General features: G+C 66.6%; 19 protein-coding genes. 10 read left to right on the top strand and 9 right to left on the bottom strand.

The genetic code is table 11. The features are described from left to right. Window positions 1-108: 108 nt before the first annotated feature. From phaC to VHL31_RS07485, 6 genes are all read right to left on the bottom strand, one after another. A complete protein-coding gene (phaC, locus tag VHL31_RS07505; RefSeq protein WP_329660587.1) occupies window positions 109-1,905 on the bottom strand; it encodes a class I poly(R)-hydroxyalkanoic acid synthase in 1,797 nt (598 codons plus the stop codon). Between the two features lie 121 nt (window positions 1,906-2,026). Then, window positions 2,027-2,365, bottom strand: a complete 339-nt coding sequence (locus VHL31_RS07500; protein ID WP_329660586.1) for a VOC family protein — start codon at window positions 2,363-2,365, stop codon at window positions 2,027-2,029. Further along, entirely contained in the window at window positions 2,365-2,652 is a 288-nt protein-coding gene (locus VHL31_RS26890) for a helix-turn-helix domain-containing protein (protein WP_414653662.1), read from the bottom strand. The genes VHL31_RS07500 and VHL31_RS26890 overlap by 1 nt, the downstream gene beginning before the upstream one ends. Further along, a complete protein-coding gene (locus VHL31_RS07495) occupies window positions 2,580-3,239 on the bottom strand; it encodes a DUF6597 domain-containing transcriptional factor (protein ID WP_329660585.1) in 660 nt (219 codons plus the stop codon). The genes VHL31_RS26890 and VHL31_RS07495 overlap by 73 nt, the downstream gene beginning before the upstream one ends. A 93-nt stretch (window positions 3,240-3,332) precedes the next feature. Then, window positions 3,333-4,673: an ammonium transporter gene (locus VHL31_RS07490; protein ID WP_329660584.1), complete on the bottom strand. Its 1,341-nt coding sequence runs from the start codon at window positions 4,671-4,673 to the stop codon at window positions 3,333-3,335. Between the two features lie 254 nt (window positions 4,674-4,927). After that, window positions 4,928-5,737 carry an undecaprenyl-diphosphate phosphatase gene (locus tag VHL31_RS07485; RefSeq protein ID WP_329660583.1) on the bottom strand — a complete coding sequence of 270 codons (810 nt, stop codon included), beginning with the start codon at window positions 5,735-5,737 and terminating at the stop codon, window positions 4,928-4,930. Between the two features lie 168 nt (window positions 5,738-5,905). Between VHL31_RS07485 and VHL31_RS07480 the strand changes: the two genes are divergently transcribed. Further along, entirely contained in the window at window positions 5,906-6,202 is a 297-nt protein-coding gene (locus tag VHL31_RS07480) for a hypothetical protein (RefSeq protein ID WP_329660582.1), read from the top strand. On the opposite strand, the gene VHL31_RS07475 is transcribed toward VHL31_RS07480, so the two are convergent. From VHL31_RS07475 to ubiA, 3 genes are read right to left on the bottom strand one after another with little or no spacing between them, the layout of a single operon-like run. Further along, window positions 6,184-7,206, bottom strand: a complete 1,023-nt coding sequence (locus VHL31_RS07475; RefSeq protein WP_329660581.1) for a TIGR01620 family protein — start codon at window positions 7,204-7,206, stop codon at window positions 6,184-6,186. The genes VHL31_RS07480 and VHL31_RS07475 overlap by 19 nt on opposite strands. After that, window positions 7,203-8,618: a YcjX family protein gene (locus tag VHL31_RS07470; RefSeq protein WP_329660580.1), complete on the bottom strand. Its 1,416-nt coding sequence runs from the start codon at window positions 8,616-8,618 to the stop codon at window positions 7,203-7,205. Before VHL31_RS07470 ends, VHL31_RS07475 begins: the two co-directional genes overlap by 4 nt. Next, the gene (gene ubiA / locus VHL31_RS07465) at window positions 8,615-9,520 is read right to left on the bottom strand and encodes a 4-hydroxybenzoate octaprenyltransferase (RefSeq protein ID WP_329660579.1); all 906 of its coding nucleotides are present in this window, start codon (window positions 9,518-9,520) and stop codon (window positions 8,615-8,617) included. Before ubiA ends, VHL31_RS07470 begins: the two co-directional genes overlap by 4 nt. Window positions 9,521-9,579: 59 nt before the next feature. On the opposite strand from ubiA, the gene VHL31_RS07460 reads away from it, so the two are divergent. The 9 genes from VHL31_RS07460 to VHL31_RS07420 all read left to right on the top strand — a co-directional run. Then, window positions 9,580-10,356, top strand: a complete 777-nt coding sequence (locus tag VHL31_RS07460) for an RsmE family RNA methyltransferase (protein WP_329660578.1) — start codon at window positions 9,580-9,582, stop codon at window positions 10,354-10,356. A 144-nt stretch (window positions 10,357-10,500) separates the two neighbouring features. Further along, window positions 10,501-11,379 carry a cytochrome c oxidase subunit II gene (gene coxB / locus VHL31_RS07455; RefSeq protein WP_329660577.1) on the top strand — a complete coding sequence of 293 codons (879 nt, stop codon included), beginning with the start codon at window positions 10,501-10,503 and terminating at the stop codon, window positions 11,377-11,379. Window positions 11,380-11,398: 19 nt separating this feature from the next. Then, window positions 11,399-12,988: a cytochrome c oxidase subunit I gene (ctaD, locus tag VHL31_RS07450; protein ID WP_329660576.1), complete on the top strand. Its 1,590-nt coding sequence runs from the start codon at window positions 11,399-11,401 to the stop codon at window positions 12,986-12,988. Between the two features lie 22 nt (window positions 12,989-13,010). Further along, complete coding sequence (locus VHL31_RS07445; RefSeq protein WP_329660575.1) at window positions 13,011-13,928, top strand: heme o synthase; 918 nt, start codon at window positions 13,011-13,013, stop codon at window positions 13,926-13,928. A gap of 8 nt (window positions 13,929-13,936) precedes the next feature. After that, on the top strand, window positions 13,937-14,071 hold the full coding sequence (locus VHL31_RS07440; RefSeq protein ID WP_329660574.1) for a hypothetical protein: 135 nt from the start codon (window positions 13,937-13,939) through the stop codon (window positions 14,069-14,071). Then, the gene (locus tag VHL31_RS07435; protein ID WP_329660573.1) at window positions 14,068-14,658 is read left to right on the top strand and encodes a cytochrome c oxidase assembly protein; all 591 of its coding nucleotides are present in this window, start codon (window positions 14,068-14,070) and stop codon (window positions 14,656-14,658) included. Before VHL31_RS07440 ends, VHL31_RS07435 begins: the two co-directional genes overlap by 4 nt. A gap of 39 nt (window positions 14,659-14,697) precedes the next feature. Further along, window positions 14,698-15,558 (top strand): cytochrome c oxidase subunit 3, encoded by an 861-nt coding sequence (locus VHL31_RS07430; RefSeq protein ID WP_329660572.1) that lies wholly within the window; start codon window positions 14,698-14,700, stop codon window positions 15,556-15,558. Continuing rightward, window positions 15,555-15,920, top strand: a complete 366-nt coding sequence (locus VHL31_RS07425; protein ID WP_329660571.1) for a DUF983 domain-containing protein — start codon at window positions 15,555-15,557, stop codon at window positions 15,918-15,920. Before VHL31_RS07430 ends, VHL31_RS07425 begins: the two co-directional genes overlap by 4 nt. A 10-nt stretch (window positions 15,921-15,930) precedes the next feature. Further along, window positions 15,931-16,604, top strand: a 674-nt coding sequence (locus tag VHL31_RS07420) for an SURF1 family protein (protein ID WP_329660570.1), incomplete at its 3' end; no start/stop codon positions are given.

Below are 16,604 nucleotides of genomic sequence, written 5' to 3'. Positions count from 1 at the left end.
GTGTCGGATCGACACTAGCGGAGTGCGTCCTCCGCGCCACGTTGAAATCAGCGGCTGGCAGTTCCGGCGACTGCATCAACCAAGGATTGTGGGTGATGGGGCACGCCGTCAATCCCTCGCCTGCACCAGGACATACTCGCCCGGGGCAGGGCAAAGGGGCGGCATCGGTCCGTCCGCAGGGTTTCGTGCCGCGACCTGCTCGCCCTCGAACGCACGCAGCCATTCCCGCCAATGCGGCCACCAGGACCCCGGATGGTTTTCGGCCGCAGCCAGCCAGGCCTCTGGATCATCCATGTCGGCCTTTCCCGTCCAGTAGCCGTACTTGCTCGACTCGGCCGGATTGATCACGCCGGCGATATGCCCCGACCCGGCCAGGACGAACTCGACCGGTCCGCCGAAGCGTCGGCTGCCGGCATAGGTGCTCTTCCAGGGAGCGATGTGATCCTCCCGCGTGCTGAGGAAGAACATCGGCAGCTCGATCCTGCCAAGGTCGATCGGCGAGCCGAGCAGGGTCAGCGCGCCGGGCTCGATCAGCCGGTTCCTCAGGTACATCTCGCGCAGGTAGAACGCATGCATCATCCTGGGCATGCGCGTGCCGTCCGAGTTCCAGTAGAGCAGGTCGAAGGCCATGGGCTCGCGGCCCATCAGGTAGTTGTTGACCGCAAAGCCCCAGATCAGGTCGTTGGCCCTGAGCATCGCGAACACGCGCGCCATGTAGTCGGCTTCGAGATAGCCCTTCTGCTCCATGTGCTTCTCGAGCCGGGCGATCTGGTCCTCGTCGATGAACACGCCGACCTCGCCCGGGTCGGCGAAATCGGTCAGGCAGGCGAACAGGGTGGCCGAGCGGATCCGCTCCGCCTGGCCCGAGGCCGCCAGATGGGCGAGCAGGCAGGACGTCAGCGTCCCGCCCAGGCAGTAGCCGATCACGTTCATCACGCGCTCGCCGGTCTGCCGCTCGATCACGTCCATGGCGGCGAGCGGACCCTCGCGCAGGTAGTCCTCGAAGGTCTTGCCGGCCAAGCTGGCATCCGGGTTGACCCAGGAGACCAGGAACACGGTCTGTCCCTGCGAGACGGCCCATCGGATGAAGCTGTTCTTCGGCTTCAAGTCGAGGATGTAGAACTTGTTGATCCAGGGCGGGACGATCAGCAGCGGTGCCTGGGCCACGGTCGGCGTGGACGGCGCGTACTGGATCAACTCCATCAGGTCGTTGCGGAAGACGACCTCGCCGGGTGTCGTCGCGATGTCCTCGCCGATTCGGAAGGCCGACCTCGGCGTCATGCTCGGCGTGAATTCACCCCGCGCCCGCTCCATGTCGTCGAGCAGATGCTCCAGGCCGTCGAGCAGGCTCTCGCCCCCCGTCTCGGCCGCATGAGCCAAGGCGGCCGGATTGGTCATCACGAAGTTGGTCGGCGAGCAGGCGTCGACCATCTGCCGCGTGTAGAACTCGACCTTGGCCCGCGTCTTCGGGTCCAGGCCCGGGGTGTCCGCGGCCAGGCTCTTCAGCCAGCGGGCATTCACGAGATAGGACTGCTTGAGCCAGTCATAGGCCGGCCCTTCGGTCCATGCATCGTCACGGAAGCGGCGGTCGCCGGGTTCGGGCTCCGCCACCTCGACGGCAGGCCCGCCGAACAGCTTCATGAACTGGGCATTCCAGAGCCGGCCATGGTCCAGCCACAACTGCATCTGGGCCTGCATCAGGCGGTCAGGATCCTGCATCAGGGCCTTGCCAAGCTCGCCGAACGCCTGGCCCACGACCTCGGGATCCGGGATCGAGAACCGGTCGCCCGGATCGCGCTCCAGCATGGCCTTGAGGACACGCGCCGCCCGCTCGGAGATCCGGATGGCCCGCTGCGCGCGCTCTTCCAGCGTCATTGGTGGGGTAGCGATGGCTTGGTCGCTCAAGTCGGTCGTCCACCATCCAGGTTGCTTGCCTAGAGATGGAGCAGTTGACGGGCGATGCTAGTTCCCGGTGGACGATGGAGCCGGGACCGGGCTGCAAATTTCGACCGGAAACCCGTTCGGGTCACGCACGAAGCCCACGATCTGCCCCAGGGCTTGCGTCCGGGCGCCTGCACCGGCTCGGCGCCGGAAGCGACCGCTTGCCGATAGGTCTCCTCCACCTGCTCGGCCGGGTCACGAATGCGATCTCCATGCCGCGTGGGCGACCTTCGCCCGGGTTCTCGAAGCCCATCCGCTCGACCAGGCGATGCGCCGAGAAGGCCAGCACCGTCGTTCCCGTTTCCATCTCCGCGAACTCGCCCTGGTCGTCGACGAAGCGGCGTGTCAGGCCGAAAGCCCTTTCATAGAATGCCACCGCCTCGCGCACGTCCGGGACGTGCAGAATGGTCCAGCCGAACAGCATCACGTCTTCTCCTTGCAGGAGGCCAGACCGAATGATGCTCCCGGCGCAAGGCACCGTCTTGTAGGAATCGGACTCTGACGAAGCGGCGGCGGTGGCCGCGTGCCGGAAGGGGTCAGGCCGGCAATGTCCCTGAACTCGGCCGTCATGTGCGACTGATCCGCATAGCCGGCCGCCTGGGCGATTTCGGCCAAGGAAACGCGCGACGGGCAGCGGATCAGCGCCAGTGCATGCTGGAAACGGAGGATGCGCGCCATCGGCTTGGGTGGAAGCCCCGTCCAGTCGAGCAGACCCCGGTGCAGCGATCGTGGCGAAATGCTGAGCTCGCGGGCGAGCCGGTCGATCCGCACGGCTGGGCCGACATCGCCCAGGCGCGACAGGGCTTCACGGATGCGGGGGGTGGCCCATGGCCCATCCGGGATGCGCAGCGGCGGCCTGCCTCCCGCTGCAGCACCGACAGCACCGCCGGGGCACCCGACCTCGCAGCCTCGGCAAGCTGCTCGGCGAGGTCGGCGAAGGCAGGATCCAACTCCGTTGCCATGACGTCGCGGCCAGCCAGCATCCTCGGGTCGGCGTCGAGGAGGGTCCGCGCCATCCCGGGGCGGAGCCGCACGCCGGCAAGGCACGTCCCGGGCTCGACCATGACCAGCTGGGCGCTGGTCGTCGTGCCTGTCATGAACAGCGCCATGTCGGCGCTGTCCTGCCGGTGGCTGCGCTCGCGCCAACGGAAGATGAGATCCATGCAGCCGTCGGGGAGAACCCGCGTGGGCGCAAGGTCGCCGTCAGGGGCCGCCGGCCGATCCGCCAGGACCCAGAAGGCATCGATCATGCCAGCCAGGGCGGCCGGCGGCCGAAACTGGTGAGCCGCGCTGCTCATGGCCCAGCATAGGATGCCCCAGGGCCGGTCCACCAACGAAAATGGCCGCCGGCTCGTGCCGGCGGCCAACTCGCGCAGGAGATCGAAAGAAGGTCAGTGCACGGCTTCGCCATGCAGGGCCAGATCCAGGCCCTCCCGCTCGACATCCTGGTCGACCCGCAGGCCGATCACGACGTCGATAATCTTCAGGAGCACGAAGCTGACGATGGTCGTGTAGATGATCGTCACCACGACGCCGTAGATCTGGGTCATGAACTGGGCAGCGTTGCCGTAGAGCAGGCCGTTCAGGCCTTCGACGCCGCTGATCGTCTCGGTGGCGAACACCCCGGTCAGGATGGCGCCGACGATGCCGCCGATGCCATGGACGCCGAAGCAGTCCAGGCTGTCGTCATAGCCCAGCATGTGCTTCAGGCTGGTGGATGCCCAAAAGCAGATCAGGCCGGCGGCGATGCCGATGACCAGCGCACCGGTCGGGTTCACGAAGCCCGAGGCCGGGGTGATGGCGACGAGGCCCGCGACGGCGCCCGAGATGATGCCCAGCACCGACGGCTTGCTGCGGGTGGCCCACTCGGCGAACATCCAGGCCAGACCGGCCACGGCGGCAGCCAGCATGGTGACGAGCATCGCCATCCCGGCTCGGCCATTGGCAGCCGCGGCGGAACCGGCGTTGAAGCCGAACCAGCCCACCCAGAGGAGCGAGGCGCCCATGACGCTCAGCACCAGGTTGTGCGGGCTCATCTGCTCGCTCGGGTAGCCGCGACGCTTGCCGAGCACGATGGCCGCGACCAGGCCGGCGACGCCCGCATTGATGTGGACGACCGTGCCGCCCGCGAAGTCGAGCACGCCCCAGTCCCACATGAAGCCCGACGGATGCCAGACCCAGTGGGCGATCGGCGCGTAGACCACGAGCGACCAGATGCCCATGAACCAGAGCAGGGCCGAGAACTTCATCCGGTCGGCGAACGCGCCGGTGATCAGGGCGGGAGTGATGATCGCGAAGGTCATCTGGAACATGATCCAGACGCTCTCGGGGATCGTGAACGCCACCGGGTCGTCGGCCGGGCCCATGGTGAAGGGCGAGGTGATGCCGAGGTCGATGCCGTTCAGGAAGAGCTTGCTGAGGTCGCCGACATAGGCGCCGCCATTGCCGAATGCGATCGAGTAGCCGGCGATCATCCACAAGACCGCCACCAGCGAGCAGATGGCGAAGCTCTGCATGACCGTGGCCAGCACGTTCATCTTGCGGACCATGCCGCCGTAGAACAAGGCCAGCCCGGGGATGGTCATCATCAGGACCAGCGCCGTGGCGGTGATCATCCAGGCCGTGTCGCCGGAATCGATGGTCGGGGTCTCCGGCGCATCCTGGGCAAGCGCCGGCAGGCTCGCCAGGAGGAGCGCCGGCATTAAAGTGAGCAAGGCAGATCGGCGGCTCATCGAAGATCCTCTTTCGAGACGTCGACCCACCGCAGCCATAAGGGTGGGGAGACGCATCCTCTTGTCGGTGTTTCGGGCCGGCATGCGGAAGATGACCACCGCACCACAACCCAAGCCATGGAAGGACTCTTCAAGAACCGTGCCGACTTGCCGGCATCATCCGATGATTCACCCTTTCGGCTGCACTGGCTGAACGGGTCGTGGGCAAGCCGACGGCAGACCGGCTGAAGATTGCCCAAAAAGTAGGCAGGAAGCTAGGCAGACAAGGAAATTGCCACCAACATGATCAGGCCGAACCCGATCCTGTACCAGCCGAAGACGGCGAACGTGTTCCGCGCGAGAAAGGCCATGAGAGCCTTGACCACCAGCGCGGCGCTGATGAACGCGCAGACGAAGCCAACCACGATCAGGCCGGAGTCCTGGAAGGTGATGACGTCCCGCTGCTTCCACAGGTCGTAGGACGCCGCGGCCAGCATGGTCGGCATGGCGAGGAAGAAGCTGAACTCGGCGGCTGCGCGCCGATCCACCCCGAGCACCAGGGCTCCCATGATCGTGGCGCCCGAACGCGAGACGCCCGGCACCATGGCCAGGGCCTGGCAGAAGCCGATGATCAGGGCGCGCAGCGGAGTCATGGCCTCGGCGCGATGGATCTCCGCCGGCGGGTGGAAGCGCTCGATCAGCAGGATGGCGATGCCGCCCAGAATCAGCGTGATCGGGACCACGATGACATGCTGGAACAGGCTCTTGATCGGCCCGTGCAGGGCCAGGCCGATCAGGGCGGCCGGCAGGAAGCCCAGGATGATCGCGAGCGTGAAGCGGCGCGCCTCCGCCGACCGGCCGAGATTGGTGGCGACTGCCCAGATGCGGGAGAGGTAGAGGCTCAGCACGGCCAGGATCGCGCCGAACTGGATCGGTACCACGAACACGTCGACGAACCGCTCGTCCACGCCCAGGAGCCAGCCGACCAGAAGGAGATGGCCGGTGGACGAGACCGGCAGGAACTCGGTGAGGCCCTCCACGATTCCCAGGAGCGCAGCCTGAAACAGCGAGAGATCGCTTTCCATTGTCGACCTGTTCCTCGGGGTGATCGGGTGGCGTGGCCGGGGCGGATGCCCGTGCGCAAGGCGGCCCGGGAGAGGCACTTCCTCTAGAGTCGGCGCAAAGCGCTGTCTATCGGCAGGGGATGCGGCTTATGATGCACCCAAGACAGGCCGTCGGGTGAGGAGACCGCGTTGGGGCTGAGTGCGTGGAAGGTGATGCTGATTGCGGGAGTGGTCTTGCTGCTGTTCCTGCCGCGCTTCATCCGCATGGGCGGGATGCTCAAGAGCTTGAGCGAGCGCTTCATCGACAGGGAGGAGGCGGAGCCGCAGGCTCATGCCTATCGCCGTGACGGCTCGCCCGTCATCGACGGCAGCACCGGGCTCGTCGTCGAGCCGGAAGCCCAGCCAGCCAAGCTCTCGTTCGCGGAGCGGATCGGCATGGCGCTGGCGCGGCTCGTCCGCATGTTCACTCAGCGCCTCTCCGCCTGACGGATCCGCCCGGGCTCGACCTGGGTAGTCAGGTCGAAGCCCAGCATGCCGCGCAGGTCGATGAGCCGGGGCGGCTTCTTGGTGACGAACGGCAGCGGGCGCAGGAGCTGGATCGCCTGCAGGCCCAGCCGGCCGGCCAGCAGCGCATTCCCGGCACCCTGGCCGGCCTTGGCCGACAGGATGCTCATGAACGAGGCGCCGAGATGCTCGGTCGTGGCGTGGGTGAGCACGTCGGCGGCCCCGGCCATCGCGGCGTTGCGGAAGCTGACCCGCATCAGCCGGATGACCGTCATGCGGTCGGGCGGAACGCCATAGAGGCCCGCCAGCCGCTGCAGCATCGCAAACGTCCGGGTGAGGACCACCAGGGCGTCCAGGAGGCCGGTCGGCGTGACGGCGGTCAGTACGGCGATGTCGCGCGCACTCATGCCGACGATCCGCACCGCCCGCTCGTCCAGTTCCGTCAGCACGACCCGCTCGAAGAGCTGGACGCGCTCACCGTCGGACAGGGCATCGGAGGCCTGGGCCTCAAAGCGAGCCAGCGTCGCCGACATGCCCGGCACCGGCTTGATCAGGTCTGAAACCTCGCGCAGCCTCGCCGGGCCCTCGCCGTGGAGGTCGGACATCGACAGGCGCCCGATCCGGGCCCGGAGCTCAGCCCGTTCGTCCAGCGAGTGCCAGCGGCGGACGCCGCGCCAGGCGAGTGCCGTGCCGGTGACGGCGGCGACCACCGCCAATGCCCCCAGAGGACCCGCCAGCCAAGGCGAGGCGTCGGTCAGGTCGCGGACCCACAGGACGAACTGGCCGAGCAGGACCGTCACGACCAGGAGCGCGATGGAGACGCGAAACCAGAAGGCGGCGCCGCGCCTGGTCTTGCCGACCGGCGGATCCGGGATCAGTTCGGCAGTTTCGTCGGCGGTGGCCGGTTCGGGTACCAGCTCCATCGACCCGACCCGCGGGTCGTCTGGCTTCAGTTCGAACGGCCTGATCGGTCCGCGGTCGGTCATGTGAGGCGGTCTCCGATGGCTGCCTCGAGCAGCTGGTCGAGCCGGATATGGCTGGCCGCACCGTTGCGGCCGCGCGGCAGGCGTCTCGGTGCGAAGTCGCGGAAGCGGAACCGGCCGGATGTCCAGTCGTCGGCCTCGGGCAGGTCGGGCGGCAGCTCGCCGGGGTAGAGCACGGTCTCCTCGCCCGTCTCGACCAGGCGGCCCTTCAGGCAGGACAGGACCTGCCCGTGCAGCTCGGTCCGCACCACGTCGGTGGACCTCAGGGCCGCCACCGCCAGCACGTCGTGCGGGGCGCCGGAAAAGCGGGTGTGCCGGGCGGATGGCGCCACCATGATCTCCAGCAGCTGCTTCATCGCGGCATGCTGCGAGGGCGCGATGTGATCCGCCTTCGTCGCGGCGAACACGATCCGGTCGATCCGCGGGATCAGCCAGTTGCTGAGGATGCTGCCGTTGCCGTAGCGGAACGAGCGCACCACCGTGGCGATCGATTCCTGGACATCCTCGAAATGCTCCGGACCGCGGTTGAGCGCGGTCAGCAGGTCGACCAGGACGATCTGCCGGTCGAAGCGCGAGAAATGGTTGCGATAGAACGGCTTCACCAGTTCGTCGCGGTAGCGTTCGAACCGCTCCTCGAACCTGGCGCCGATCGACCCCTCCGGCAGGGATCCCGAAGGCAATGCCAGCGGGCAGAAGGTCACGAGCTCCTCGTCCGCCACCAGGGTCCGGTCGACGAACCGGCCGGGCTGGATCAGCGACAGGCCTAGCTCTTCCTGGCAGGTGTGCAGGTAGGCACGGTAGGCATCGGCCAGTCGACGTTCCGCCGCCGGGTCACCAGGGCCCAGAACGTCCGTCTCCGCCAGCACGGCGCGCCATTCGGCGGCTGCCGGCGCGCGGATCGCCCGGTCCGCCAGCCCGAACGCATGGGCGGAGAACGAGCGGAAGTCCTGCTCCAGCAAGGGAAGGTCGAGCAGCCACTCGCCGGGATAGTCGACGATCTCGATGAAGTGCCGCCGGCTCGGGTCGATCAGCCGGCCGATCCGGTGGCCGGTGCGGTACATGATCTCGATGGCGAGGCCGCTCAGCCGGTCGGTCGGCTTCGGCCAGACCGGCGTCGCTGCCGCAAGGCCGGCAATGGCCTCCTCGACCGGAAAGGGCGGCAGGTCGCCGAGGGGGACCAGGCGCGTGGCATCCAGCCTGTTTTCTGCCACCACGGACAGGAAGGGTAGGCCAGAGGGCTCCAGCAGGTGGTGGGCGAGGCAGGTGGTCAGCACGGTCTTGCCGCTGCGGCGCAGGCCGGTGATGGCAAGGCGGGTCCGGTCTCGCACAAGGCCGGTGGCGAGGTCGGTGAGGCCGCGGCGCAGGCCATCGATCTCGTCCGTGATCGTCGTGAACAGCGAGGTGGCCAGCTTCAAGACGACAGCACCCAGCTATCCGCGGCCAGCGCCGCGAACAGGGCCAGGCCGACAAATCGGTGCCGGCGGAAAGCGTTCAGGCAAGCCGTCGGATCGTCGATCGGCACGGTGCGGGCCTCGCGGATGAGATAGATGGCGATGAACAGGAGGACGGCCAGGAAGAGCAGGCCCTTGCCTGCCAGCCAGCCGCCAGCTGCCCAACCGCATATGGTGATGGCGTACAGCACGAAAAGCCACGCGTGCGTCGCGTTCCCGAACAGCCGGGCGGTGGAGCGCACGCCGATCAGCGCGTCGTCAGCCTTGTCCTGGTGCGCGTAGATCGTGTCGTAGCCGATCGTCCAGGCGATGGAGCCGGCATAAACGAGCAGGATCGCAGGCAGGGGCGCCTCCACCGCCACGCCGCCGACCAGGACGCCCCAGTTAAAGGTGAGGCCGAGAAAGGCCTGCGGCCACCAGGTGATCCGCTTCATGAAGGGGTAGATGACGACCAGGGGGATCGCCAGGACGGCCACGAGCGCGGCATCCCAGGGCAGGAGCAGCAGCACGAGACCGCCTGTCGCCGCCTGCAGCAGGGTGAACAGGGCCGCGGCGCGCATGCCGAGCGTGCCGGCCGCCAGCGGCCGCTGCCGGGTCCGCTCCACCTGCCGGTCGAAGTCGCGATCCGCCATGTCGTTCACGGTGCAGCCGGCGCCGCGCATCGCGATGGCGCCGAAGGCGAAGGCCAGCATGAGGACCGGGTCGGGCAGGTTCGGGGACAGGGCCAGGCCGAACCAGCAGGGCAGCAGGAGCAGCCAAGTGCCGATCGGCCGGTCCCAGCGGGCCAGGACGGCGTAGGGGCGCACTGACGGGGGAAGTCGGCCGGTCCAGCTGGTCTGGCGATCGGCCACGGATAGCGAGGGCATGTTCGACATGGCCGGCTTTTAGCGGCACAGAGCCGCCACGCGAAGATGGAGTACCTGCCTTGAGCACGATCCGCCTCTACGTACAGGCGCCGCTGGCGGTCGGCGCAGCCGTGCAACTGGACGAGGCGCGCGCCCACTATCTCAGCCGGGTGATGCGCCGGGTGGAAGGCGATCGCGTGGAGCTGTTCGATGGGCAGAGCGGCGCCTTTGGCGGACGGATCGCAAGCGTCGGCAAGCGCAGCGCCACCATCGAGCTGGACACCCAGCTCCGGCCGATGCCGGGCACGAGGTCGGCGCCAGTCCTGTTCCAGGCGGTGATCAAGCGGCCGCGCTTCGAGTGGCTGGTCGAGAAGGCGACCGAACTGGACGTGGGCTGCATCGTTCCGGTGCGCACCCGGCGCGTTTCGAACCCGCTCGGACGCCTGGAGCGCCTGCACGCGATCGCGATCGAGGCGGCGGAGCAGAGCGGCCGACTGGACGTTCCGGCCGTGATCGAGGAGGTGCCGCTTGCCGCCATTGGTGCCCATCGCCGCCGGGGCGTGCCGCTCCTGGTGCTCGATCCCACCGCCCCGGCCCTGGCTGCAGAGCTGGCAGGCTCGGTGGACGGCGACCTTGACCTGCTGGTGGGACCGGAGGGCGGGCTGGCACCGGAAGACGAGCACGCGATCGGTTCGATGGAGACGGTCTGGCGCGGGCGGATCGCGCCCACGATCCTGAGGGCTGAGACAGCGGCCGTAGCCGGCCTCGCCGCCTCCGCCATGTTCCGCTGTTCGGGCCTCCGCCTGGCCGAAAGCCCCTCTGTGTCCAGTGTCGAATCGGTGCAGAACCCGCGGTAAATGCTGAAGATGTCAAAAATTGCGGCAATCTGTCACTCGCGGGGGGGAGGGGCCTCTCCATATGGTCCGGCACGAGCCGGGGAGTGCGCATTCCCCGTCGGGAACGTCGTTCGTCCGTGGTTCCCGACCAGGGGTCCGTGGGCGATGAGCGAGGGGAAGAAGGAAGCGGTGTCGATGCGAATGCGCGCGCTACCGGTGCTGGCGATGGCGTTGGTCATGCTGCTCGCCGGCGGGATTTTTGCGGCTTACGGGGCCCAGCCCGAGCCCTGGCAAATGAATCTACAGCCGCCGGCCTCCCCCGTGGACGACCGGATGCATGCGTTTCATAACCTGCTGCTGGTGATCATCACGGCCATCTCGGTCTTCGTGCTGGCCCTGCTACTCTACACATGCTGGCGATTTGCGGAGAAGCGGAACGAGATTCCGTCCCGGCGCTCGCACCACACGGTGCTCGAGATCGTCTGGACGGCCGTGCCCGTCCTCATCCTCGTGATCATCGCGATCCCGTCGTTCCGGCTTCTCTACTATGTGGACGTGGTGCCGCCGACCGAGATGACGCTGAAGGTCGTCGGCCATCAGTGGTACTGGTCGTACGAGTACCCCGATCACGGCAACTTCAGCTTCGACGCCAACATGGTGCAGGAAGGCGACCTGCAGCCCGGCCAGCCCCGGCTCCTCCAGACGGACAACCTCGTGGTCCTGCCCGTCGAGACCAGCATCAAGGTTCAGATCACCGCGGCGGACGTGATCCACAGCTGGGGCGTACCGTCCATGGGCTTCACGCGGGACGCGGTCCCCGGGCGGCTGAACGAAACGTGGATCCGGATCGAGAAGCCTGGGATGTATTACGGGCAGTGCCGGGAATTGTGCGGCGACCTGCACGCCTTCATGCCCGTCTCGATCAAGGCGGTGCCGAAGGAAGAGTTCCTGGCCTGGACCGAAGCGGCCAAGCAGCAATTCGCAAGCGCCGGTGGCAATGCGGTGGTGGCCGATGCCGCCTCCGTCGTCGCTCCGCAACACTGACCGGTCACGGAGATAGGTGATGGCTCACGAAGCCACCCATGCCCACATTGACCCGACAAGTCATCCGATTGGCTGGCAGCGCTGGGTCTATTCGACCAACCATAAAGACATCGGCACGCTCTATCTCTGGTTCGCCGGTACCGCTGGCATCATCGGCATGATCGCTTCCATGGTGATGCGTGCCGAGCTGATGGCGCCGGGCGACCAGATCATCACCGACCACCATTTCTACAACATCCTGGTGAGCGCCCATGGCCTCATCATGGTGTTCTTCTTCGTGATGCCCGCGCTGATCGGCGGGTTCGGGAACTGGATGGTGCCGCTGATGATCGGCGCGCCGGACATGGCCTTCCCGCGCCTGAACAATATCAGCTTCTGGCTGCTGGTGCCGGCCTTCCTCCTGCTCGTCGGCTCCAGCTTCGTCGGCGGGTTCGGTGGCGGCTGGACGATGTACCCGCCATTGTCGTCGCTCATCGGTCATCCCAACGCGTCGGTCGATTTCGCGATCTTCTCGCTGCATCTGGCCGGCGTGTCGTCGCTCCTGGGCGCGGTGAACTTCATCACCACGATCTTCAACATGCGCGCGCCCGGCATGACGCTGCACAAGATGCCGCTGTTTGCCTGGGGCATGCTGGTGACGGCGTTCCTGCTGCTCCTGGCGGTGCCGGTGCTGGCGGGTGCCATCACGATGCTGCTGACCGACCGTAACTTCGGCACGGCCTTCTTCGATCCGGCCGGCGGTGGTGACCCGGTCCTGTTCCAGCACCTGTTCTGGTTCTTCGGTCATCCCGAAGTCTACATCATGATCCTGCCGGCCTTCGGCATCATCAGCCACATCGTGTCGACCTTCTCGCGCAAGCCCGTGTTCGGCTATCTCGGCATGGCCTATGCGATGGTGGCGATCGGAGTGATCGGCTTCGTCGTGTGGGCGCACCACATGTTCGCGGTCGGTCTGGGCGTGAACGTGAAGGCTTATTTCACGGCCGCCACGATGATCATCGCGGTGCCGACCGGCATCAAGATCTTCTCCTGGATCGCGACGATGTGGGGCGGCTCGATCCGCTTCAACACGCCAATGCTCTGGGCGATCGGCTTCATCTTCCTGTTCACCGTCGGCGGTGTGACCGGCGTCGTGCTCGCGAACGCCAGCATCGACGTGCAGCTTCACGACACCTACTACGTCGTGGCGCATTTCCACTACGTGCTGAGCCTGGGTGCCCTGTTCGGCATCTTCGCCGGCTTCTACTACTGGATCGGCAAGATGTCGGGCCGGCAGTATCCGGAGCACATGGGCAAGATCCATTTCTGGCTGACCTTCGTCGGCGTGAACTTGGCGTTCTTCCCCATGCACTTCCTGGGTCTGGCTGGTATGCCCCGCCGTATCGCCGACTATCCGGACGCCTTCGTCGGGTGGAACATGGTGTCGTCGGTGGGTGCGTTCATCTCTGCCGCCAGTGCCTTGTACTTCCTGCTCGTCCTCTACAAGACGTTCACGAGCGGCGAGAAGGCAGCCGACAACTACTGGGGTGAAGGTGCGACCACGCTCGAGTGGACGCTGAGCTCGCCGCCACCCTTCCACACCTACCACGACCTGCCCCAGGTCAAGTGACCGGGGCTCCTGGAGCGTTTCGATGGCGGTGAGCCTGCGGGCGACCGGTACGACGATGGAGGAGGCCGCGGCCTCCTCCGCGCGTGACTATGTGACCCTCATGAAGCCGAACGTCATGCAGCTCGTGGTGTTCACGGGCGCGGTCGGCTTGTTTCTCGCACCCGGTACCCTGCATCCCCTGCTGGCGGCGGTGACGCTGCTTGCGATCCTGGTGGCTGCGGGTGCCTCGGCGGCGATCAACAACTGGTACGACGTCGATATCGACGTGCGGATGGCGCGCACGCGCAACCGTCCGACGGCGGCCGGCCGCATCCAGCCGGGCGACGCGCTGGGCTTTGGCGTGGTCCTGTCGATCCTGTCGGTCATGGTCCTGGGGCTTGCGACGAACTGGCTGGCAGCCGGACTCCTGGCCTTCACGATCGGCTTCTACGTGTTCATCTACACGATGTGGCTGAAGCGGCGCACACCGCAGAACATCGTGATCGGTGGTGCTGCCGGCGCCCTGCCACCGGTCGTGGCCTGGGCGGCCGTGACCGGGCGAATCGACGTGCTGCCGGTCCTCATGTTCCTGATCGTGTTCCTTTGGACGCCGCCCCATTTCTGGGCGCTGGCACTCTACCGCAGTGGCGACTACGCCAAGGTCGGTGTCCCGATGCTTCCGGTGATCGCCGGTGGCGAGAGCACGCGGAATCATATCCTCTGGTACACGGTGGTCCTGGGCTCGGTGGCCCTGCTGCCGGCCTTCATGGGCTATCTCGGCCCCGTCTACGGCGTGGTGGCCTTCGCCTTGTCAGCGGAGTTCTTCCGTCGGGCCCTGGTCCTGCGGCGCACGCGCAGCGACGTCGTCGCCATGCGACTGTTCCGCTTCTCGATCATCTACCTGTTCGCGTTGTTCGCGGCGATGGTCGTGGACAAGGTCCTGCCGGTGGCGGTGCTGTGACTGGACGCATGATGAAGCCCAACCCTGACCAGAACCGCCGTCTCCGGACCAAGAACATCGTCGTGGCGCTCCTCCTCGTGGCGTTCGTCGTGGTGATGTACTTCCTCACCATGGTCCGCATGTCCGCGAACGTCCCGTCATGAGCGCGTCCAACACCAGGGTCGCGCTGGCCTGCGGTGCCATCATCATGGGGATGGTCGGCATCACGGCAGCGTCCGTCCCGCTCTATGACCTGTTCTGCAAGGTCACGGGCTATGGCGGCACCACCCAGCGCAGCGAGACCGCGTCCAGCACGGTCTCGGACGTCGAGGTGACCGTCTCGTTCAACGCCGACACCGCGCCGGACATGCCCTGGACGTTCAAGCCGGCCCAGCGTTCGGTGAAAGTACGGCTGGGCGAAGAGACGTTGATCTTCTACACGGCCGAGAACCGGTCGAAGCAGCCGGTGGCCGGGACCGCGACGTTCAACGTGACGCCGTTCGCGTCCGGCCCCTATTTCAGCAAGCTGCAATGCTTCTGCTTCGAGGAGCAGGTCCTGCAGCCCGGGCAGACGGTCGAGATGCCGGTATCGTTCTATGTGGATCCCGCGATCCTGGACGACCCGGATGCCCGGCACATCCGCGAGATCACTTTGTCCTACACGTTCTTCAAGGACGCGGAAGAGACGCGTAAGCTGTCGACCAAGTCGCCCGACTCCGGCCCGGGATCCAGCCCGGCACCGGCGGGTTGATCCGGTCGATCGGTCGTAGGTTCTGAGAGGAAGGCGAACATGGCGGCCAGCACGGACGTGGCGCATCACCACCACGAAAAACCGAATCATCCCTACCATCTGGTAGATCCGAGTCCCTGGCCCTTTGTCGGTTCGTTCTCGGCGCTCCTGTTCGTCGCCGGCATGCTCTGCTGGATGCATGCCGTGACTGGCTGGCCGTTGGTGCTGGCGCTGGGCGTGGCGGCCATCCTATACACGATGTTCGGCTGGTGGCGGGACATCATCAAGGAGTCGCGCCGGGGCGACCACTCCGAGCCGGTGAACCACGGCCTGCGCGTCGGCATGGGCCTGTTCATCGCGTCGGAGGTCCTGTTCTTCTTCGCGTTCTTCTGGGCGTTTTTCTGGGGTGCCATCTATCCGCCGGACCTGGTTCCGCAGGCTTGGCCGCCGGCCGGCGTTCACCCCGTGCCTGCGTTCGACATCCCGTTCCTGAACACGCTGATCCTGCTGCTGTCGGGCACGACAGTCACCTGGGCCCATCATTGCATCCGCGAGGGGGACAACCGCACTGCCGCGAAGGCCCTCTGGCTGACGGTTGGCCTGGGGGCGATCTTCACCAGCTTCCAGGTCTACGAGTATTTCCACGCCGTTCACGAAGGCCTGACGATCAAGTCCGGCATCTTCGGTTCGACGTTCTACATGGCGACCGGCTTCCACGGCTTCCACGTGTTCGTCGGCACCATGTTCCTGCTGGTATGCTCGTTCCGTGCGGCGATGCTGCAGTTCATGCCCGAAAAGCATGTCGGCCTCGAGGCGGCGGCCTGGTACTGGCACTTCGTCGACGTGGTCTGGCTGTTTCTGTTCGTGTGCGTGTACTGGTGGGGAGGCAGCCTCTCCTGGGTAACCAACCAGACCTGGTGACGAACCAGCGGACGTCCTGGCTGCAGGCAGGCCTCGCATCGCGATGCCCTGCCTGCGGCAGGGGGCCGCTGTTCGAAGGCTTCCTCACTGTCCGGCGCCGCTGCGAGGTCTGCGGTGCCGACCTGTCCGGGCAGGACAGCGGCGATGGGCCGGTCGCCTTCATCGTGCTGATCGTAGGTTTCATCGTCGTGTTCGGCGCCTTGTTCGCCGAGGTCGCCTGGCAATGGCCGATCTGGCTGCACATGGTCGTCTGGCTGCCGCTGACCGTCGTGCTGGTGCTCCTGATCATGCGGCCGGCCAAGGCCATCCTGATTGCGCTGCAGTACCGGCACCGCCGCGACGATTTCAGCCAAGGTGCCTGAGGCCCGTTCCATGCGTCGTTTCCGGCCAAGGCTGGTTCCCACCCTCGTCACCCTGCCGGTGCTGGCCGTTCTCGTGAGCCTCGGTACCTGGCAGGTCGAGCGCCTCCACTGGAAGACGGACCTGCTCCAGACCATGTCGGAGCGGATGGAGGCCGCGCCCGTGGATCTGCGTGACGTGGATGCACTGGATCCGGCAGCCGCCGCCTGGACCAGGGTGCGTGCCGAAGGCCGTTTCGTGACACCGGCAGGTGAGGTCCAGCGCTACGGCGTCGAGAATATTGGGGGCACGCTCGGCAGCAGGCAGCTCGGCGTGTTCGAGACCACCGAAGGTACCAGCCTGCTGGTCGACCGCGGTTTTGCCGCCGAGAACACGGCGCCGCCGCCGGAACCGTCCGGCAAGGTGCAACTGGACGCTGTCCTGCGCGACCGCAGCGGCGAGCAGCAAAGCTGGTTCGTGCCGGACAACGACGAGATCGCCGGCCGCTGGTATTGGCTCGATCTCGCAGCACTGGAGCAGGTCTATGGGCGCCCGTTGGCGCCACTGGCGCTCCAACTGCTGCCAGGCTCTCCCGGCGCCACACCGCAGGCCGCCCCGCCGCGGATCGACCTGCCCAACAACCATCTGGGCTATGCCGTCACCTGGTACGGCCTCGCCCTGGGCCTTGTCGCAGTCTATCTGGCATT

It is taken from the genome of Geminicoccus sp. (genome assembly GCF_036263595.1).
Lineage (GTDB): Bacteria > Pseudomonadota > Alphaproteobacteria > Geminicoccales > Geminicoccaceae > Geminicoccus.
This window is presented reverse-complemented; position numbering and strand designations above follow the sequence as displayed.